Source organism: Sporosarcina sp. (genome assembly GCF_029257255.1).
Taxonomy (GTDB): Bacteria; Bacillota; Bacilli; order Bacillales_A; family Planococcaceae; genus Sporosarcina.
Genome location: NZ_JARICI010000087.1, coordinates 19,824 through 40,192 on the forward strand (window position 1 = coordinate 19,824; position 20,369 = coordinate 40,192).

17 protein-coding genes and 2 riboswitches are annotated in these 20,369 nt (G+C 44.3%); of the genes, 12 read left to right on the forward strand and 5 right to left on the reverse strand.

From position 1 onward, the window contains the following. Nucleotides 1–102 precede the first annotated feature (102 nt). Nucleotides 103–300 (reverse strand): histidine kinase, encoded by a 198-nt coding sequence (locus tag Q1J64_RS15770; RefSeq protein ID WP_301110071.1) that lies wholly within the window; start codon nucleotides 298–300, stop codon nucleotides 103–105. A gap of 165 nt (nucleotides 301–465) precedes the next feature. After that, nucleotides 466–574, forward strand: a riboswitch (SAM riboswitch). Nucleotides 575–654: 80 nt separating this feature from the next. On the opposite strand from Q1J64_RS15770, the gene Q1J64_RS15775 reads away from it, so the two are divergent. Further along, nucleotides 655–2,514, forward strand: coding sequence for a bifunctional homocysteine S-methyltransferase/methylenetetrahydrofolate reductase (locus Q1J64_RS15775; protein ID WP_301110072.1), 1,860 nt, complete (start codon nucleotides 655–657; stop codon nucleotides 2,512–2,514). Beyond that, nucleotides 2,495–5,938, forward strand: a complete 3,444-nt coding sequence (gene metH, locus Q1J64_RS15780) for a methionine synthase (RefSeq protein WP_301110073.1) — start codon at nucleotides 2,495–2,497, stop codon at nucleotides 5,936–5,938. Before Q1J64_RS15775 ends, metH begins: the two co-directional genes overlap by 20 nt. A gap of 60 nt (nucleotides 5,939–5,998) precedes the next feature. On the opposite strand, the gene Q1J64_RS15785 is transcribed toward metH, so the two are convergent. Then, the gene (locus tag Q1J64_RS15785) at nucleotides 5,999–6,343 is read right to left on the reverse strand and encodes a hypothetical protein (protein ID WP_301110074.1); all 345 of its coding nucleotides are present in this window, start codon (nucleotides 6,341–6,343) and stop codon (nucleotides 5,999–6,001) included. A 174-nt stretch (nucleotides 6,344–6,517) separates the two neighbouring features. Between Q1J64_RS15785 and Q1J64_RS15790 the strand changes: the two genes are divergently transcribed. Beyond that, on the forward strand, nucleotides 6,518–6,919 hold the full coding sequence (locus Q1J64_RS15790; protein WP_301110075.1) for a thiol-disulfide oxidoreductase DCC family protein: 402 nt from the start codon (nucleotides 6,518–6,520) through the stop codon (nucleotides 6,917–6,919). A gap of 30 nt (nucleotides 6,920–6,949) precedes the next feature. Here the strand turns inward: Q1J64_RS15790 and Q1J64_RS15795 are convergent, their stop codons facing one another. Both Q1J64_RS15795 and adh read right to left on the reverse strand, forming a co-directional pair. Continuing rightward, the gene (locus Q1J64_RS15795; RefSeq protein ID WP_301110076.1) at nucleotides 6,950–7,306 is read right to left on the reverse strand and encodes a DUF779 domain-containing protein; all 357 of its coding nucleotides are present in this window, start codon (nucleotides 7,304–7,306) and stop codon (nucleotides 6,950–6,952) included. 43 nt (nucleotides 7,307–7,349) lie between these two features. Then, on the reverse strand, nucleotides 7,350–8,891 hold the full coding sequence (gene adh / locus Q1J64_RS15800; protein WP_301110077.1) for an aldehyde dehydrogenase: 1,542 nt from the start codon (nucleotides 8,889–8,891) through the stop codon (nucleotides 7,350–7,352). A gap of 286 nt (nucleotides 8,892–9,177) precedes the next feature. Between adh and Q1J64_RS15805 the strand changes: the two genes are divergently transcribed. The 6 genes from Q1J64_RS15805 (at nucleotide 9,178) to Q1J64_RS15830 (ending at nucleotide 16,449) form a co-directional block, all read left to right on the forward strand. Further along, nucleotides 9,178–10,323, forward strand: a complete 1,146-nt coding sequence (locus Q1J64_RS15805) for a S1C family serine protease (RefSeq protein ID WP_301110078.1) — start codon at nucleotides 9,178–9,180, stop codon at nucleotides 10,321–10,323. Nucleotides 10,324–10,546: 223 nt separating this feature from the next. Beyond that, a complete protein-coding gene (locus tag Q1J64_RS15810) occupies nucleotides 10,547–11,638 on the forward strand; it encodes an endospore germination permease (protein WP_301110079.1) in 1,092 nt (363 codons plus the stop codon). Nucleotides 11,639–11,666: 28 nt separating this feature from the next. Beyond that, the gene (locus tag Q1J64_RS15815; RefSeq protein ID WP_301110080.1) at nucleotides 11,667–13,118 is read left to right on the forward strand and encodes a spore germination protein; all 1,452 of its coding nucleotides are present in this window, start codon (nucleotides 11,667–11,669) and stop codon (nucleotides 13,116–13,118) included. Continuing rightward, nucleotides 13,115–14,266, forward strand: a complete 1,152-nt coding sequence (locus Q1J64_RS15820; protein ID WP_301110081.1) for a Ger(x)C family spore germination protein — start codon at nucleotides 13,115–13,117, stop codon at nucleotides 14,264–14,266. The genes Q1J64_RS15815 and Q1J64_RS15820 overlap by 4 nt, the downstream gene beginning before the upstream one ends. An 87-nt stretch (nucleotides 14,267–14,353) precedes the next feature. Continuing rightward, nucleotides 14,354–15,049, forward strand: a complete 696-nt coding sequence (locus tag Q1J64_RS15825) for a response regulator transcription factor (RefSeq protein WP_301110082.1) — start codon at nucleotides 14,354–14,356, stop codon at nucleotides 15,047–15,049. Next, nucleotides 15,046–16,449, forward strand: a complete 1,404-nt coding sequence (locus Q1J64_RS15830; protein ID WP_301110083.1) for an ATP-binding protein — start codon at nucleotides 15,046–15,048, stop codon at nucleotides 16,447–16,449. The genes Q1J64_RS15825 and Q1J64_RS15830 overlap by 4 nt, the downstream gene beginning before the upstream one ends. A 102-nt stretch (nucleotides 16,450–16,551) precedes the next feature. Here the strand turns inward: Q1J64_RS15830 and Q1J64_RS15835 are convergent, their stop codons facing one another. After that, on the reverse strand, nucleotides 16,552–17,748 hold the full coding sequence (locus Q1J64_RS15835; protein WP_301110084.1) for a DUF3238 domain-containing protein: 1,197 nt from the start codon (nucleotides 17,746–17,748) through the stop codon (nucleotides 16,552–16,554). A gap of 191 nt (nucleotides 17,749–17,939) precedes the next feature. Continuing rightward, nucleotides 17,940–18,048: riboswitch (TPP riboswitch) on the forward strand. Between the two features lie 59 nt (nucleotides 18,049–18,107). On the opposite strand from Q1J64_RS15835, the gene thiM reads away from it, so the two are divergent. The 3 genes from thiM to thiE are packed head-to-tail and all read left to right on the forward strand — an operon-like array spanning nucleotide 18,108 to nucleotide 20,365. Continuing rightward, complete coding sequence (gene thiM / locus Q1J64_RS15840) at nucleotides 18,108–18,878, forward strand: hydroxyethylthiazole kinase (RefSeq protein WP_301110085.1); 771 nt, start codon at nucleotides 18,108–18,110, stop codon at nucleotides 18,876–18,878. Nucleotides 18,879–18,901: 23 nt separating this feature from the next. After that, nucleotides 18,902–19,717, forward strand: coding sequence for a bifunctional hydroxymethylpyrimidine kinase/phosphomethylpyrimidine kinase (gene thiD, locus Q1J64_RS15845; RefSeq protein ID WP_301110086.1), 816 nt, complete (start codon nucleotides 18,902–18,904; stop codon nucleotides 19,715–19,717). Further along, nucleotides 19,718–20,365 carry a thiamine phosphate synthase gene (thiE, locus tag Q1J64_RS15850; protein ID WP_301110087.1) on the forward strand — a complete coding sequence of 216 codons (648 nt, stop codon included), beginning with the start codon at nucleotides 19,718–19,720 and terminating at the stop codon, nucleotides 20,363–20,365. It abuts the gene before it with no gap. The last annotated feature ends 4 nt before the right edge of the window (nucleotides 20,366–20,369 follow it).

A 20,369-nucleotide genomic window follows, 5' to 3' on the forward strand; every position in this document is an offset into this window, starting at 1 on the left:
GTTTTTTAGTTATAGCAAGAGCCGTTATAAAGTACGACTTTTGCTTTTCATGAATCTCTCAAATAAGTTTTTCTCCGGCTGCTAACACGAATGATCGCCGGCTTACTTCTTCTTATCAATCTTTTCTTCTTTCTCTTTTCGAAACAGGAAGAAAGCTAAGACACCGCTCAGTGCAGCTGCGCCAAATGTGATCCAGACGCGTGCATCCCAAGGTACTTCTTCAAAATTATTGCTCAGCATGATCCAGGCAATTGTGCCGACAATTGCTGCAATGGGAATCGAATATTTAAAAAATTGCATAATCCCTCACCTTTTCAATTTATTCCTATAATTTTATCACAGTGTCAACCAAATCTCTATCCGTCTAATCAGCTTGCCCAACTTCACTAAACGTACACTTGACGAATACTAGCAAAGCCGCTATGCTTATGATTAGAATTATCAAAATAATTTAATAAGAAACATATCTTATCCAGAGAAGCTGAGGGACTGGCCCGATGACGCTTCAGCAACCAGCCATTTGGCAAGGTGCTACTTCCAGCGGTATGCTTTGCTGCATCCGGAAAGATGAGAGGGAACTAGTCATTTTGATTACAAAGCCTTCTATAGATGAAGGCTTTTTTTGATTATAAAAAGCAAAGGGGAGATTTGACGATGTCATTACTGGAGAAGCTTCAAACAAATGTTCTGACGGCTGACGGGGCAATGGGTACCATTTTATATTCATACGGGATTGATTATTGCTATGAAGAACTAAATATAGAAAAGCCGGAAATTGTAGAGAAGATTCACCGGGACTATATTGAAGCGGGCGCGGATATTATTCAGACGAATACGTACAGTGCGAACGCGGTGAAATTGGCTCGTTATGGTTTAGAAAGCCGTGTCACTGAGTTTAATAAAGCAGCAATCCAAATTGCAAAACGCGCTGCTGCACCAGGCGGACAGTTTGTACTCGGAACAATCGGTGGTTTACGGGGTATTCGGAAAAGCGATGCCAGTCTAGATGAAATCAATCAAGTCGTTCTTCAACAGGCCAACGCACTCCTGTCAGGAGATCCGGACGGTCTGCTGTTGGAAACGTACTACGATTTCGAAGAATTGTCGTCAGTTGTTTCCACACTTCGCAGGATTACAGATGTTCCATTGATCGCTCAAGTGTCCATGCATGATCCCGGCGTTCTGCAAAACGGAATGTCTTTAAATGAAGCATTGCATCAGCTCGAGTCACTAGGCGCAAGCATCGTTGGCGTTAACTGTCGGTTAGGCCCTTACCATACGATTCAGGCGTTTGAAAATGTGACACTTCCTAAGAATGCATTTTTATCCGCCTATCCGAATGCCAGCCTGCTTGATGTAGAAGACGGCCGGATCGTTTATGAATCAGAAGCGGAATACTTCGGACGCGCTGCTGTTTTGCTTCGCGATCAAGGCGTACGCTTAATCGGTGGTTGCTGCGGCACAACTCCAAAACATATCAAAGCAGCGAAAACCCGGTTAGCAAGATTGGAGCCTATCAAAAAGAAAGTGGTAGCACCGGCAAAACCAATCATTATTCATGAAGCAGGACCCGTGAAACATCAGCCTCTTCATGAAAAGGCGAAAACGGAGCGCACGGTGATCGTAGAGCTGGATACACCACGCCATTTAGAGACTGAAGATTACATTAAAGGAGCAAACTTGCTCTATGATGCAGGAGTAGACGCAGTCACGATGGCTGACAACTCACTCGCATCACCGCGGATCAGTAATATGGCGATGGCGTCGATCATCAAGATGCAGCATAATGTACGCCCTCTTGTACACCTAACATGCCGCGACCATAACCTGATTGGTTTGCAATCTCATTTAATGGGGCTGGATGCATTAGGCATTCACGATATTCTAGCAGTGACAGGCGACCCGACAAAAGTTGGCGACTTCCCTGGTGCAACCAGCGTCTATGATGTATCGAGCATGGAACTGTTGCAACTGATCAAACAGCTGAATGAAGGAATTTCATTCTCAGGTAAGCCGTTGCGCAAGAAAGCCAACTTCTCTGTTTCCGCAGCCTTTAACCCGAACGTCCGTGTACTCGATCGGGCGGTTCAGCGTTTAGAGAAAAAGATTGAGATGGGCGCAGATTATTTCATTACACAGCCTGTTTATACGAAGGAAAAGATTATCGATGTCTATGAAGCTACGAAACATTTAGATACTCCGATTTTCATTGGGATTATGCCTTTGACGAATATACGCAATGCCGAGTTTTTACACCACGAAGTACCCGGGATCAAGCTGTCTGATGAAGTTCTTGGACGTATGCGTGAATGTGGTGATGACCGTCAAAAAGCAACGGAAACCGGAATTCAGATCGCAAAAGAACTGATTGAGACAGCGGCCAAATATTTCAATGGAATCTATTTGATCACACCGTTCCTGCGTTATGATATGACACTTGAACTGAACCAATATATTAAACAGCTAGATGAGCAGAAGGAGAGGGAATTAACACATGCAGAAACATCCCATTGAAGAACAACTAGACAAACGAATATTGATTATTGATGGCGCGATGGGGACAATGCTGCAAGCAGAGGATCTCTCTACAGAAGACTTTGGCGGAGAAGAATACGACGGATGTAATGAATACTTAAACATTTTACGGCCAGATATTTTAGAGAAGATCCATGACGAATACTTGGAAGCCGGTGCCGACATTATTTGTACCAACACGTTCGGCGGCACTCCCCTTGTGCTGAACGAGTTCTCTCTTGGTCACCGCGCACATGAGATCAATACAAAAGCAGTAGAGTTGGCTAAGAATAGCACTGCCAAATATTCCACGCCGAAATGGCCGCGTTTCGTTGCAGGCGCAATCGGTCCTACAACGAAGACACTCTCTGTTACCGGCGGAATTACGTTCGATGAGCTTTCGAATGATTTTTATGTACAGGCGAAAGCACTTGTCGAAGCGGGATGCGACTTGGTTTTGATGGAGACGAGTCAGGATATGCTGAACGTCAAAGCAGGCACAATCGGCATCAAAAAAGCGTTTGAAGAGCTGGGCCGCGAAGTCCCGATTATGATTTCCGGGACAATTGAGCCAATGGGTACAACACTTGCGGGACAGAGCATTGAAGCATTTTACATCTCCATTGAACACGTTGAGCCTTTATCTGTCGGCTTGAACTGTGCCACAGGTCCTGAATTTATGACCGATCACCTGCGTTCATTATCAGACTTGGCAACAAGCTATGTAACTTGTTATCCAAATGCCGGTCTGCCGGATGAGGAAGGTCATTATCATGAATCGCCGGAATCACTTTCAAAGAAGCTGGAAGGTTTTGCAGAAAAGGGATGGCTGAATATGGTCGGCGGATGCTGTGGGACGACACCTGAACATATCCGCGCTATCCGTGAAGCTGTAAAAGACAAGGCACCTCGTAAAATGCCGGAAGAAGTGCATGGCCACGCGGTTTCTGGCATCGAACCTTTGCTGTATGACGATACACTTCGTCCTTTGCTGATCGGTGAACGGACGAACGTAATCGGCTCCCGTAAATTTAAGCAGCTGATTGTAGATGAAAAGTTTGAAGAAGCGTCTGAAATTGCCCGCGCACAAGTAAAACGAGGTGCGCATGTACTGGATATCTGTCTTGCCAATCCTGACCGTGACGAGCTGTATGACATGACTAAGTTTATGAAAGAAGTCGTAAAAAAAGTGAAAGTTCCATTAGTCATTGACTCAACAGATGAAAACGTCATTGCAGAAGCACTGAAATATTCTCAAGGTAAAGCAATCATCAACTCCATCAACCTTGAGGACGGAGAAGAGCGATTTGACGCAGTGTTACCTCTTGTGAAAAAGTATGGTGCCGCAGTTGTTGTCGGTACGATTGATGAAATCGGAATGGCAGTGACGAGAGAAAGAAAGCTCGAAGTTGCTGAACGGTCTTACGAATTGCTTGTGAATAAATGGGGAATTGAACCTGAAGACATCATTTTTGATCCGCTCGTCTTCCCTGTCGGAACAGGCGACGAACAGTATATCGGCTCCGCCGTCGAGACGATTGAGGGAATTCGTCTAATTAAGGAGAAACTCCCTCGTACGCTGACGACTTTAGGTGTAAGTAACGTTTCATTCGGATTGCCGCCTGTTGGCCGTGAAGTGCTGAATGCAGTATATTTGTATCATTGCACGCAAGCTGGTCTCGATTACGCAATCGTCAATACAGAAAAACTTGAGCGCTTTGCTTCAATTCCAGAAACGGAAATCAAGCTGGCAAATGATTTGCTGTTCACTACAACTGATGAAACATTAGCTGATTTCGCAGATTTCTATAGAGATAAGAAGAAAGAAAAGACTGAAGACGACATTCCAAAAACTGTTCCAGAACGTCTTGCTTACTATGTAGTGGAAGGCACGAAGGAAGGCTTGATTCCCGACTTGGAAGCTGCATTGAAAATGTATGATTCCCCTCTCGATGTCATCAATGGGCCGTTGATGACAGGAATGTCTGAAGTCGGGCGCTTATTCAATGACAATCAACTGATTGTTGCAGAAGTACTGCAAAGTGCAGAAGTGATGAAAGCGTCTGTTTCTTATCTGGAACAGTTCATGGATAAGAAAGAAGACGACAGCGGAAAAGGAAAAATTATTCTTGCTACCGTTAAAGGCGACGTACACGATATCGGGAAAAACCTTGTAGAAATCATTTTAGGTAATAACGGTTTCAAAGTAATCGATATCGGTATTAAAGTCACGCCCGCTACGCTGATCGATGTGATCCGCAAAGAAAAGCCGGATATCATCGGTCTTTCGGGATTGCTCGTAAAATCTGCACAACAAATGGTTTTAACAGCTCAAGACTTCAAGGCTGCCGGAATCGATACACCTGTTATGGTCGGCGGCGCAGCATTGACAAGACGTTTTACAGAAACAAAAATCGCACCTGAGTATGACGGACCTGTTATTTTTGCTAAGGATGCGATGCAAGGTCTGGACCTGGCTAACCGTTTGCAGAGTGACGGAAAAGGCGCACTCCTGGATGAACTTCAAGAAAGTCTTGAAAAACGCGAGGTTAATGACGCGAAGAAAGCAAGCCGTGCAGCAGATACAGCCGTTGCCGTAGCGGTGCGCCCTGCGAAAACAGTCCGTACAGATGCTCCTGTATTTGTACCCACAGATCTGCGCAGACGTGTAATAAAAGATTATTCAGTTGCACACTTGCACCCATACGTGAATATGCGCACACTGATCGGCCATCATCTAGGCCTGCGCGGTAACGTCGATAAAATGCTTGAAAATAACGAAGAGCGCGCTGTCCAGCTGCATGAAATGGTGACTGAGTTCCTGAAGTCCGATAAAATGAGGGCTTCCGGCATCTACCAGTTCTTCCCTGCTCAAGCAGACGGAGACGATGTGATCATTTATGATCCTGAAGATTCCAAAATAGAAATCGAGCGGTTCACATTCCCTCGTCAAGATAAAGAACCATTCCTATGCTTAGCGGACTATCTGAAAACAGTCGACAGCGGCGAAATGGATTATGTAGCGTTCATGCAAGTAACGGCTGGTAAAGGCGTACGTGATTATGCGAACCAGCTGAAAGAACAAGGAAAGTTCTTGGAAAGCCATGCATTTCAAGCAACTGCTTTGGAACTTGCAGAAGGATTTGCGGAACGAATTCACCAGGAAATCCGTGACCAATGGGGCTTCCCGGATCCGACAGACTTCACAATGCGTGAACGTTTTGCTGCCAAGTACCAAGGTCAGCGATTCTCATTCGGTTATCCAGCCTGTCCAAATCTCGAAGACCAAGCGAAACTATTTGGCCTGATCAAGCCTGAAGATCATGGTGTTATCCTGACTGAAGAATTCATGATGGAGCCGGAAGCATCTGTTTCCGCGATCGTCTTTGCACATCCGGATGCAAGATATTTCAACGTAGAATAATAGTAAAAACCGCTGTCTCCGTTAATAGAGACCGCGGTTTTTACTGTTCTGGGAAATGGATTATCGGCCACATCTTCTGCGGCGTCCGCATCCGTGTCCATGTCCGCATCCGTGTCCGTGTCCGTGTCCGTATCCCCCCGGACCTTGTGAAGCAGGACCCATGCCAGGCATAAACGTGTTACCCATGACATCTTGAGTTGACTCTGTATAGTAATGCTGAGGCACACCAACTACATGGTGACGATTGACGTTAACAATCGGATGGATAACAGGAAATTCCTGCTGAGTAAAGCAATCATTATAGCGGTATTGCGTCGGGCAGACAATCGGCTGCATAGGGAAACCAGGCTGTTGTCCGGGCATACCGTGCATTCCGTGCATTCCAGGCATTCCTTGATTCATCATCATTTCACCTCCTATACCCTATTACATGCGAGACTGAAGGATTATTACGGGCTAGCGCCATGGGGCATAAAAAAAGAACCTGCTTGTTGTCTTGTTTAGATATGAAACGGGTGCGTGAAGCGGCTGTAGAGTGGGTATAGTATGTTATAACCAATTCCGAAGGAGAGATTTTGCATGAAACGTAATCGAATTGTATTATTTGACGGCGAATGTAACTTTTGTGATGCAAGCGTGCAATTTATTATCAAGCGCGATCCTTACCAGCACTTTTCTTTCGCTTCCCTGCAAGATGATGTCGGGAAAGAACTACGTAAAAAACATCAAATTCCAAATGATGTAGACAGTCTGGTTCTGATTGAAAACGGCAAAGCCCATACAAAATCAGGCGCCGCTCTGCGTATTGCAAAAAAACTGGATGGTCTATGGCACCTGGCATTTCTTTTCATCGTAGTACCTCCAGTGATCCGTGACCGTGTATATGATTATATAGCAGCTAACCGTTACAAGTGGTTTGGTAAAAAAGAGTTATCCTGTATGCTTCCAACCCCAGAAGAACGAAAACGTTTTATTGCATGAGAAAAGCCTTCCGTCGCCGGAAGGCTTTCTTTATGATATCAGCTGCTTATATTCTTCGTCCGTAAATGCACGGGATCGTGTCAGGAAACGTTTTCCCTCTACACCTTCAAGTGAAAACATGCCTCCCCGTCCGTCCACTACATCAATGATCAATTGTGTATGCTTCCAGTATTCATACTGGCTTTTCATCATATAGAACGGAACACCGCCAATATGCCCGAGCAGCACATCTTGATCACCGACGATCAGATCTCCGTCTTCATAGCACATAGGAGAAGAGCCGTCGCAGCATCCGCCTGACTGATGGAACATCAATGGACCATGCTTCTCTTTTAGCAATTCAATGAGAGCCAACGCTTCGTCAGTTGCCGTTACACGGTCTGGCATGGCAATTCCTCCATTCACTTCAAATCCCTAAAGAGAGATTGGATCAAAAGAATCCTTGCTTGTTTTCATCATAGCTGACCAGCATATTTTTCGTCTGCTGGTAGTGAGCCAGCATCTGCAAGTGGTTTTCGCGGCCGATACCAGATGCTTTATAGCCGCCAAATGCGGAGTGTGCAGGATAAGCATGGTAGCAGTTCGTCCATACACGTCCCGCCTGAATCCCACGCCCGAACCGATAAGCTGTATTCATATCGCGCGTCCAAACGCCTGAACCTAATCCATATAGCGTATCATTAGCAATTTCGAGTGCTTCTTCTTTGTCCTTGAAAGTCGTTACAGCAACAACTGGACCAAAAATCTCTTCCTGGAAAATCCGCATCTTGTTATCACCTTTAAAGACAGTAGGCTTCACATAGTAGCCGTCTTTCAAGTCGCCTTCCAGCTTGTTCTGCTCTCCGCCTGTCAGACATTCTGCGCCTTCTTGCTTACCAATGTCTAAGTAGGAAAGGATCTTCTCCATTTGCTCTGTAGATGCCTGTGCCCCCATCATCACGTCAGGATCGAGTGGATTACCTGTCTTAATTGCTTTTACGCGTTCAAGAGCACGTTCCATGAATTTATCATAAATCGACTCCTGGATCAGTGCCCGTGAAGGACAAGTACAAACTTCCCCTTGATTCAAGGCAAACATAACAAACCCTTCAATCGCTTTATCGAAAAACGCATCATCTGCATCCATAATATCTTCGAAGAAAATATTCGGTGATTTCCCGCCGAGTTCAAGTGTCACTGGAATCAGATTTTGAGAAGCATATTGCATAATGAGACGGCCTGTTGTCGTTTCTCCTGTAAATGCAATTTTGCTGATACGCGGATTGGATGCCAATGGTTTCCCTGCTTCCAAGCCGAAACCGTTGACTACGTTTAGTACACCTGCTGGCAGTAAGTCTTCAATCAGTTCCACCAACACTAAAATGGACGCTGGTGTCTGCTCAGCTGGCTTCAAGACCACACAGTTTCCTGCTGCCAATGCGGGAGCCAGTTTCCAGACAGCCATCAGAATCGGAAAATTCCAAGGGATGATCTGCCCTACTACACCAAGAGGCTCATGGAAGTGATACGCAACCGTATTGTTGTCAATCTGGCTGATTCCGCCTTCTTGTGCACGAATGGCAGATGCAAAATAGCGGAAGTGATCCACTGCGAGAGGCAGATCAGCATTCAATGTCTCTCGGACCGCTTTGCCGTTGTCCCACGTTTCCGCGACCGCCAGCATCTCAAGGTTCTCTTCGATACGGTCTGCAATTTTCAACAAAATATTTGAGCGTTCAGTGACGGATGTTTTTCCCCATTCTTCCTTCGCCGCGTGGGCCGAATCAAGTGCCAGTTCAATGTCTTCTGCTGTGGATCTTGCCACCTGTGTGAAAACTTTACCAGTTACAGGTGTCGAATTATCGAAATACTGTCCATTAACTGGTGCTGTCCATTTACCGCCAATGAAATTATCATAGCGCTCTTTGAATTGAACAATAGAACCTTCTGTATTCGGATTTGCATAAACCTTGCTTTCTGATGCTTGTACCATACTGCGTCACACTCCCTATTCTCTTTATTTTGCTTTTATTCAAGTGCAGTCTCATTGCACATAAAGCCACTATACGAACAACAGGAAAATCTTATGCCGGATGTATACGCTTACATAAACTTTCTTTTATTCTATCTGAAGATTAAAATTCTTTCAACTAAATACTATTGTTATTTTACCAGTTGTATTGAATTCTTCTTTTTCATAGATTGGTAATGAATCCTTAATAATTTGTTCATAAGTTAGCAGTACGATAAAAGAAATACAAATGACAGGGGTTTTCAACATGGGAAACAATACCGTTACACGAGTACTCTCCATTGTAGGAGCAGGCGTTGTAGGATCTATGCTCACGCTGGGTGTCGTGACGAACACCGACCTTCTCACTTCCAAGCCGGAAACAGAAACAGCAAGTGCCGCTGTTACCCCCTACGGCGTGGAATCATTATCTGCAAATTCAGCAGAGTCATTAGCGGATATGGTCGAACAGTCTTCAAAAGCTATTGTCGGGGTAGTAAATTATCAAACAGCGGGCAATCGGTTCGCGGGATCTTCCACCGAGCAGGCAGCAGGAACCGGTTCGGGTGTCATTTATAAAATAGATGGAAATCATGCCTATATCGTGACGAATAATCACGTAATAGAAAACGCACAAAAAATCGAGGTTACATTAAGCTCAGGTACAAAAGCTAAAGCCGAGCTTCTCGGTACAGATGCTTTAACAGATATTGCTGTCCTAAAGATTGATAAAAAGTACGCTTCTGCTGATGTTACATTTGGAGATTCAAGTAAAGTACGGGCCGGTGATTCCGTCATCGCCATCGGAAATCCACTCGGCTTAGACTTCTCTGGTACAGTAACAAAAGGAATCGTCAGTTCTGCTTCGCGGACATTGGATGTCAATACGTCAGCAGGAACATGGCAGACAGAAGTCATCCAAACAGACGCCGCCATCAACAGTGGAAACAGCGGCGGCGCTTTATTCAATACTCAAGGTGAAGTGATCGGCATCAACAGTTTGAAAGTGGCGCAAAGCGGAGTCGAAGGCATTGGATTTGCTATCCCAAGCAATGAAGTCAAAACGCTGGTTGAGCAACTGGCGGAACTTGGAGAAATTCAGCGCCCATATCTTGGCATCGGACTTGCTGATTTAGCAAGTATTCCATATATTTACGTCAAAGATTTGCCGAAAGAAATCAAAGGGGGCGTCATGGTGACGGCCGTAGAACCTGGTTCTGCTGCTGAAAAGGCTGGATTGCAGGAGCAGGATGTACTGACCGAAATCAACGGGGACACGATAGAAAACTCACTTGATTTGCGAAAATATCTTTATTCGAAACTGGAGGTCGGCAGTAAAGCGAGCGTAACCATCTACCGCGGCGGTAAAAAACAAGAGCTAAACATTACACTGACAGGCAGCCAAATGAAATAATCTAGAAAGGCTGGGACATAATATAAAAAGGCGTAAAGGAGTTCATCCCTTACGCTTTTTTATGTCTATTTTTAAGAAATAATTTGCAAAGCATTTGAGTGGAGCGCAGGGGATCGGACTTTATTTTTAGTTTTGTCCTAGCCTTTTTTTATGCGTGCAGATTATAAGTTAATGTTTTTTTGGCAAAGCTAAGAAGTATCATTAGATGTGAGAAGGGATTTATTTGAAACAAACTGGATCAATTAGCATCCTTCATGTCATTTTTCTGTCGATGACAGTAATTGGGTTAAAGAATCATGTGACCATTATCCCCTCTCTCTTAGAAGACGCGGGACGCGACGGCTGGATCTCCATATTGCTGGCAGCCGTAATGGTCTTCCCTTTAATTTTCCTCTTTATCTATATTCACAGAGTTACGAACCGACAGCATATAGGAGACTGGCTGGCATCAGCGATAGGCACTGTTCCAGCTGTAAGTGTCCGATATATAACCGCTTTCTATTTACTCATCATGGCTGCTTTTACATTGGCTGAAGCATTGCATTGGATTACAGCTACCTTTTTGCCTAATACCCCTCTTGTTCCCATGCTGTTGATCTATTGTATCCTTTGCATACTGCTCGTTACCACAGATCTTCAGACAATTGTCATGGTAAATGCATTGGTACTATCTTTTGTTGTAGTCTTAGGTTTCTTTGTAGCCATAACAAATATCCAAGTTAAAAATTATGAGATGCTCAGGCCTTTCCTGGAGCACGGATTCCAGCCAGTATTGCTGTCAGCAGCATATCCGGCATCTGGCTTTCTCGAGCTGATGCTCTTACTATTTCTTCAGCATCAGGTCAAAGATCGTATACGTTGGTACCATTTTGCTATTATGCTGTTCATTTTAGTCGGACTGACGACGGGTCCGCTAATTGGCGCCATCACAGAATTCGGGCCCGAGGAGGCTAGGCAGCAACGATATCCCGCGTACGAGGAATGGGGACTCGTAGCCATTGGACGTTTCTTTAATCACGTGGATTTTTTATCAATTTATCAGTGGCTGACAGGAGCTTTCATCCGAATCGGGTTGTTGCTGTATATTGCTGTGGATTTACTGAAATGGACTGGCGATAAAAAGCGGATATGGAATGTCATTGGACCCGCATTTTTCTTTATGAGCCTTTCGCTATTTTTACTTAGTGAATATACGTTCCTGAAATTGAAAGGGGAATATCTCTTAATCAGTACCTTAACATTTCTATTACTTCTTACAATTCTTTTGACAATCGCCGCTTTCTTATCAAGAAAAGCATCTAAAACTAGCAACTGACTACATCGTTATAAAAAGGTGAGAAACTATGCAGCCCAATGAAAAAATCGATGGTGTGACATTAAAGAAATTGTTTCAAAAGTCCGCTGATATACAGTTCCAGCGCTATCATTTCTCCTCACACACTGTAGAATTCATTACATGCGATGCGATGATTGACACGCAACTTCTAAATGAAGTCATCGTCCCCCGCGTCCAGCTGCTCTGCAGCCATGCGCAGGTGATGGAGCTCGAACAGGCTATTCCATCGTATTTGCACATACCCAGTATGAAAACTCCCAAAACAAAGGAAGAAATCATTTCTCTTGTTTATTCAGGACATGTGCTTCTGTATTTTGTAGAAGAGGATTTGTTGATTTCCGGAAATATCTCCAAAAAACCGAACCGCAATCCAGAGGAAACGCGTATAGAAGTACCTGTGCAAGGACCACGCGATAATTTTATTGAAGATATTTCCGTCAATATAGCACTTTTGAGGAAGCGGTTGCCAACTAATTCACTATGTGTCGAAAAGTTTGTATTAGGAAAACGTTCCAAGACAGCTGTAGCACTTTTATATTTCGATGATATTGCAAGTGAGGATACGCTGAATCAAATACGCAGCCAACTGAATCAAGAGGACAAGGACATCGTCTTTAGCGGTAGCTTATTGATGGAAAGTGTCAATAGAAGCCCAAAACTTTTTCCCAGAAGTCATTATACAGGAAGGCCAGACAATGCAGTTCAGGCATTGGCGCGCGGTCGTTTTTTAATTTTAGTGGACGGGACAGCTTATGCCGTCATCACTCCGGTTAATTTGTTCTTTTTGGTAAAAACCGCAGAAGATAATGAGAATACGGTTTTTTACAGTTCTGTTCAGCGCCTTTTGCGCGTTATAAGTATTTTGATCGGATTACTACTGCCTGCTTTTTGGCTTGCCTTAACCACTTTTCATCAAAATCAATTACCGCTTCAGCTACTTGCCACAATTGTTCAGGCGAATTTGGGGCTGCCTTTCCCCTCTGTATTTGAAATGTTGCTCATGCTCGGCATGTTCGAACTGTTTCGTGAAGCCGGGCTGCGTCTGCCTTCTGTAATCGGTAATACAATCGGCGTAGTTGGCGGCATCATTATCGGAGATGCAGCGATTCGAGCCGGTTTAACGAGTCCTGCGATGATTGTTATTATCGCTACATCCACAATTGCTACGTACACACTCGTCAATCAATCACTGGTATCAGCAGTCAGCCTGCTGCGCATTGGTTTTATTTTGTTAACTGCTTCCTTTGGTTTATTCGGATTTTACCTGTCACTTTATTTTACAATTGTTTACTTGTCGAGTATCCGGATTTTCGGTGTGCCATATATGAATCTGTGGACTGATTTAAGCTGGAATTCCATTAAGAAGACATTACTGCGTTTACCACCAGATCAGTATAAGAAGCGGCCGAACATGTTAGACCCAAAAGATAAGACTCGTAATAAAGGGGGGAAGAAATGAACAAAATTGCACTCTCTTTATTAATCGGTTCTATTGCACTGCTGACTGGCTGTTGGGATATGAACGAACCAGAGCGAATGCTTTACGTCAACGGGATGGGTGTTGATTTTAAAGATGGAAAATATGAAATATATATGCAAATTATCGACTTCGCCAACACAGCAAAGAACGATCAGCCGACAACAGATCAGCCCCAAGCTGAAATTGGCTTTGCAAGTGGAGATACATTAGACGATGCCGTCAATGAGCTTTATCATACTGTTGATCAAAAAGTCTTTTGGGGACATTTTTCATTCTTAGTCATTTCAGAAGAAGTTATGAAAAACGTAAAATTCACCCCAATTGTTGACAGTTTTATCCGTTATCGTGAAACAAGATATCAAATATGGGTCTACACTACGCAAGATCCAGTGGAAGAAGTTCTGTTGGTGCGGCCGGTCATTAATAAAGCCCTCACGCTGTCTAAGCTGGGAGATCCTGAAAACTCTTTCGAACAGGAGTCTTTCATTTCCCCAGTCAACATACGCGAGCTGCTAATCGGATTAGATGAACCCGGCCATGAGGCTGCCATCCCTCTCATTACAATTAAAGAAAATTGGTCATCAAGTAAAGAGTCTATTAAGGCTCCTGAACTGTCGGGTGTCGGCGTCTTAACACGGGGTGGCTTCAAAGGATTTATATCAGGTGACGAGGCGCGCGGCATGCAATGGATGACAAATGAAACCAAACGGGGTGAGGTCACCTATAAATCAGATGAAGGCCACTTCAATACAGTAATTATTGAAAATTTAAAGGTAAAAATCACTCCTGACGTCAAACATGACGTGAAATTTGATGTAGATGTTAAACTGCAGGCGAGTATAAGTAATCTGACAGGCAGCATAACCATAAAGGAAATCAAAAAAAAGATCGAAGAAGAGGTTGCCCGAGAAATCATGGCAACTTATCACGATGCGATAGACAAAGACATTGACATATATCGGTTCTCGGAACGGCTCTATCGTAAGGAATTAGAGACATGGAAAAAACATCAGGAAAATGGACGGATTCATTTAACTGAAAATTCATTTGGTAAATTAAATGTAGACGTTGTTAAACTTAATTCGGACCGCAAATCTTTTAAAGAATCGGTTAAAATAACGAAATAAGAATAGTTTTGCCGACAGCTATCCTCCTCGTTGCATTTTCTACGGATTCGTACTATTTTAAGTACAAAGACGTAAGGAGGTGCCGCAATGAGAATTCTAGTGATAGAGGATAACGAAAGCGTCTCTGAAATGATTGGTTTATTCTTCGAAAAAGAAGGTATTGAAGGAATATTTGAAGCAAATGGGCTTGATGGGTATGAACGAGCCATTCATTCAACTTGGGATTGCCTGATTATAGACTGGATGCTGCCTGATCTAGACGGTCTGACGATTTGTCGAAAAATCAGAGAGCGTGGTATAGAAGTTCCTATTATTATGCTCACTGCGAAGGATGGCGAAGCAGATCAAGTGCGTGGATTTGAAATGGGTGCCGATGACTATGTCACGAAGCCTTTCAGTCCTCTTGCGTTAATGGCGCGGATTAAAGCTGTCACCCGCAGATACACCGCAAAGGAATTAAGCGATAAAGAAGAAATCCGGACCCTCTTTTTTTGCCTGAATCTACATACACGGGAAGTCTCGGTTAAGGGCGAACCAGTTTCCAATCTGACCCCAAAGGAATTTGATCTGCTGCATTTCTTCATCCAGCATCCGAAACAGGTCTTCTCGCGTGATCAACTGCTAGATCAGGTATGGGGATATGATTTTTACGGAGATGAACGGACAGTGGATGTCCATATTAAACGGCTTCGTTCAAAACTTTCACTGCCTGATCACCACTTTTTCCATACCGTCTGGGGTGTCGGCTACCGTTTCGATGAAAGCGCCGGAACAGCCCCATGAAAATTAAAACATTCTATCAGCAGCTGCTCAGTCACTTTAGCGTGATCCTTCTGACTGTTCTCGTGCTCAGTTTATTGCTGACACATTACTTGGAAAATGTGGTCTATAAGCAGAAAACAGATGAACTTACAACGTACGGGCAGGCGATTTTAACTGATCTTCGTCAGAGCAATCATAACTCAGAAACAATTTTGAAATCATACGGCCATGTCTTAGACGCCCGCTCCATTCAATACAGCCTGTTCAATGAACGTTCTTCCATTGTTTATTCGACCGGACTGAAGACCGCGTTAATCGAACTGAATCAAGAAGAATGGAACGCATTACAAAACGGCCAGTCAGTGACAGTTAGACAGGAGCTTAAGCGCTTTGACGAGGCGGTCACATTCGTACTGCTGCCGTACTTTGAAAGACAACAGTTTATCGGCGGTATCCTGCTAACATCCCCTATCACCGGATCACGCGCAATTATTTCTCAGATGAATCATTACGTTCTCTACACGACTTGTGCAGGCGTACTTCTGGCTTTACTCCTGAGCGGGTTGCTTTCTGTGCTTCATGTTCGCCGAATTCAGCGTTTAAGAAAAGCGGCTGCAGCTGTTTCAGGCGGCGATTACACGGTTCGGGTTCCTTCATCAGAATTCGACGAAATCGGTGAACTGTCTAACGACTTCAATGAAATGACTGAAAAACTGGAAACTTCGATGAAGGAAATAGACTCTCTCGAAAATCGCAGACGTCAGTTCATGGCCGATGTTTCCCATGAACTGCGCACACCGCTCACCACAATCCGCGGAATTATCGAAGGTCTGCGAGAACAGATGATTTCCGCAGAAGAGCAGGATAAGGCGCTACAATTAGCTCAAGATGAATCCAAACGGCTCATTCGCCTCGTCAATGAAAATCTGGATTACGAAAAAATTCGAGCCAATCAAATCCAGCTGAATAAACAGACCCTGCCTTTAAAGGAACTGCTTGAAATGACCGCAGACCAGCTTGAATTTGCAGCTAATGAACGGCAAAACACACTAATAGTAGATGTCTCTGACCCGCTTTCAGTCAGTGCAGATTATGATCGTTTGATGCAGATTCTCATAAATATTACGAAAAATAGTATTCAGTTTTGCGAAAACGGCGTAATTACATTGAGAGGCGATGAAACTACCGCTGAAACTGTAATTCAAATTGAAGATACGGGAATCGGCATGGACCCGGAAGAAATTGAACAGATATGGGACCGTTTCTATAAGGCAATCATGTCTAGAACCTCCACTCCATACGGTGAATTCGGACTCGGTTTATCGATTGTCAAACAGCTCGTTATTTTACATGGAGGAACAATTGAAGTACAAAGCGAAAAAGGGCAGGGAACGAAATTCACCATCCGTCTACCAAAATAAAAAGTCACTGAAAAGTACAGCAACGCACCAATACATTCTGTCTCTTCAGATAAAAAAGTAGGACCACCCAAAATGCTAGCTTTTTGGGTGGTCCTTTCCTATTTAATTACACGTCATATAGCGCCAATAATTATCACCCAGTACGCCGGACAAATACGCCAGCCCTTCACTTTCCGAGCGATGAATTGTCTGCCAGTCACCATCGTTAAGAGACAGGTATATTTCATGATGGGGCGCATCATTATGATAGCCCACCAAGTCGATATTTCCTTCGCGGTCCAGATGCCCCTTTACTTCATAATGAATCGACGGTGAAGCAGTGAGAGGATTGCCTACATCATGGTTAACCTCAAAATTGATTTCTTTCAGCTCCCCTTCAAGACGTTTAATTTTAATTCCGTCCACTGATGCATGGCCATGGCGTTTATACCGTTTCAAATAATTCAACCCGATCGACGGTCCGACTGCTTTGGTAAATTGAAGCGGGTTTTCTTTGCCGTCAAACTGCCCTTCCATGTTCACTCGTGTACGAAAACTCTTTCCTTCCGGATTGAAATCACGGTCATCTCCAGTAAAATATGGAAGTGGAGACAGCAGATTTGGATTTTTTAGTATGTCTTCCTTCAGAAACGTGGTATAACGAAACTTCCATTGATCTATTTGCTTTGCTTTTTTCCGCTTTGCAACGGGCTGCAATAATTGATCGCGACGTTTTACGTGTACAGTAAACGTATAAACTTCCTCCGTCGGTTCACTTTCCGGATCATTCGGTGTAACCGCATCAAACACTTTCGCCGCCATCGACTTGCTGACATTCATATGATGATTGCTGTCGATCAATGGACGTGTACCCGAAATGCTGTAGGTAACTGATTCAGATAAAGGGCATTCCCGGTCAATGAAGCGATTATCTTCTACCGTCTGCACATACTTACCATTGCGGTAAACATCAAACTTCTTCACACCTTTGATCCATTCCCAAGACAGCGCAATTTGTGAAGCGGCCGTAATAGTTGTGATGACCAGCCGCTGTAAAGGATGCTCATCTTCCATAGTTGTCGTCAGCGCAGAGGTCTGCATGACGATGACGTCTTGGACTTGATCATCTTCTACACGTTCAACAGTGTATTGAAATGGATGTCTCGGATCCAATTCACCGTCTGTGAATTCTGCAGCTGTTCCTTCATATACTTGTTGGTCATTTTTATAGACACGATAATATCCCGCTGCATCGCTCCAAGAAAATGTCAGGTCGTCTAATGAATGGGACAATCTTTGTATTTCAAATAAAGGCTTCATTTACATCCGCTCCCTTTTATCTAATATGCATGAATCTTTGTTTAAATTCAGACAACTCTCTACCCTTAGGCCTATTCTTCATGCTCCTTCTCTTGTGCTCAATCTCTCATTTTATATCTTTTATCCTTCTCAATCTTGTCCGGTTTTATCCTTTATAAAATTTTATGATACAATTAATATGTCTGATTCATATTCACCACTAGGGGTGCCCACCGATCTTTTCGGGCTGAGATGCTGTCATGCAAACCCTTGGAACCTGATCTAGTACATGCTAGCGGAGGGAAGTGAGTGGCTTTCGTACACTCCCCATCTTTGTATGGGCTTTTTGTATATATACCTTTATGGAGAGGATGAGAAACATGAAGCTAATTCAACTTCTTAGAAATGAACAGCCGCTCGTTCATTGCATCACGAACTTTGTAGTAGCAAACTTTCAAGCAAACGGGCTGCTGGCAATCGGTGCATCGCCTGTAATGGCCGATGCCTTAGAAGAAGCAGAGGATATTGCAAAAATTGCTTCCTGCAGTATTTTGAATATCGGAACGCTCAAGCAACAGACCGTTGATGCCATGATTCTGGCAGGCAATAGCGCGAGAGCCGCAGGAAAACCTGTCGTACTTGACCCTGTCGGTGCAGGAGCGACACCGTTTCGAAAAGCAAGCGTTCTCAAAGTTCTGACTGAAGTAGATGTCACCCTCATCCGCTGCAATGCCGGCGAACTTGCAGCCATCGCGGACGTACCATGGAACGCTAAAGGTGTAGACGCCGGTGAAGGAAGCGCAGACATAGAAGAAATCGCCAAAAAAGTTGCTCTCGACTACAAATGTTTAGTTGCTGTGTCAGGTCAAACAGATATCGTTACGGACGGTCATCGTTCCATTTCAATAGGAGGCGGACATCCTTCTATGACTGAGATTACTGGGACAGGTTGTCTGCTCAGCTCAGTTGTCGGCGCTTTCCTGGCAGTCGCAAGTGAACGGCCTTTGGAAGCCGCAGCCGAAGCTCTCTCATTTTATAAGCGTGCAGGCGAAGCTTCAGCCAATATCTCAAAAGGCCCTGGAGATTTCGCAGTAAATTTCTTAAACACATTACATACACTGGATCGGGACAATAACACGTTTTTAGTGTAACTAGGAGTAAGGGGGTTTTTTCATTGACAGTAAATGTAGCATTGACTATTGCGGGATCAGACAGCGGAGGCGGCGCAGGGATCCAGGCAGATCTGAAGACGTTTCAGGAACTTGGTGTGTTCGGCACATCTGCTCTAACAGCTGTAACTGCACAAAATACTCATGGCGTTCACGGAGTCTATCCTGTACTGACAGATGGTGTCACAGCACAGATCCGTGCAGTATTGGACGATTTTGACGTAAAAGCATGTAAAACAGGGATGCTATTTTCAGCTGAAATTATCATAGCTGTTGCTACTGTATTGAAGGAATATGCACCCTTCCCTCTTGTAATCGATCCCGTCATGATTGCTAAAGGCGGCCATTCTTTATTACAGCAAGAAGCAATACAGGCGTTGAAAGATCATCTAATTCCGATGGCTGCAATCATTACGCCAAATATCCCCGAAGCAGAAGTGCTGACAGAAATGAAAATAGTCAGTGATGAAGAAATTCAGCAAGCCGCACAGAAATTCATCGAGATGGGTGCGAAAGCAGTGATTATAAAAGGCGGACACCGCTACGATGTACTCGAGGCAAAAGATTATTATCTTGATTGTGAAGGACAGTCATTTACGATGACGACTCCGTGGGTGCAAACGAAAGATACCCATGGGACCGGCTGTACATTTGCAGCCGCTTTAGCTGGATTTATCGCAAAAGGCTGTGCCATGTCTGACGCGGTTGCAGAGGCGAAACAGTTTATTCAGGCCGCTATTGAACATGGCTTACGCCTTGGCTCTGGCCATGGTCCGACAAATCACTGGGCTTACGGTCAGCTGAAAAAGGAGATGCACTAAATGCGCAAGGCAGACGTACGAAAAGCGATGGGCCTGTATTTTATAATGGGTACCCCAAATATACGCAATCAGGAGCCACTGGCCGTTTTAGAGGCTGCTCTTCGCGGCGGAATCACTTGCTTCCAGCTGCGTGAAAAGGGAGAAAATGCGTTGCAGGGAGATGCGTTGCTTGGGTTCGCAAAAAAGTGTCAGGCAATGTGCCGGCTTTATCGCGTTCCATTTATTATTAATGATGATGTCGACCTTGCGCTAGCTCTTAATGCAGACGGTGTCCATGTTGGGCAGGATGATGAACAGGCAGCACTTGTGCGCAAACGCATCGGTCCGGATAAATGGCTCGGTGTCTCTACTCACAATTCAGATGAAGTGAAACTTGCTGAAGAAATCGGAGCGGATTATGTTGGGATTGGACCGATTTATCCAACGGCAACGAAATTAGATGCTTCTGCTGTTGTAGGTCCTGAGCTAATTGAAGAAATCCGCAATACTTTTCCTGATATGCCGACTGTAGGGATTGGCGGACTCACTTTAGCTAATTCCGGCCTTGCCCTACAAGCCGGAGCTGATGGTGTTGCTGTAATTTCCGCCATCGCTTCCGCTGAAAATCCAATGGACGCTGCTAAAGCTTTCTCCAAACTACTCACATGAGGTT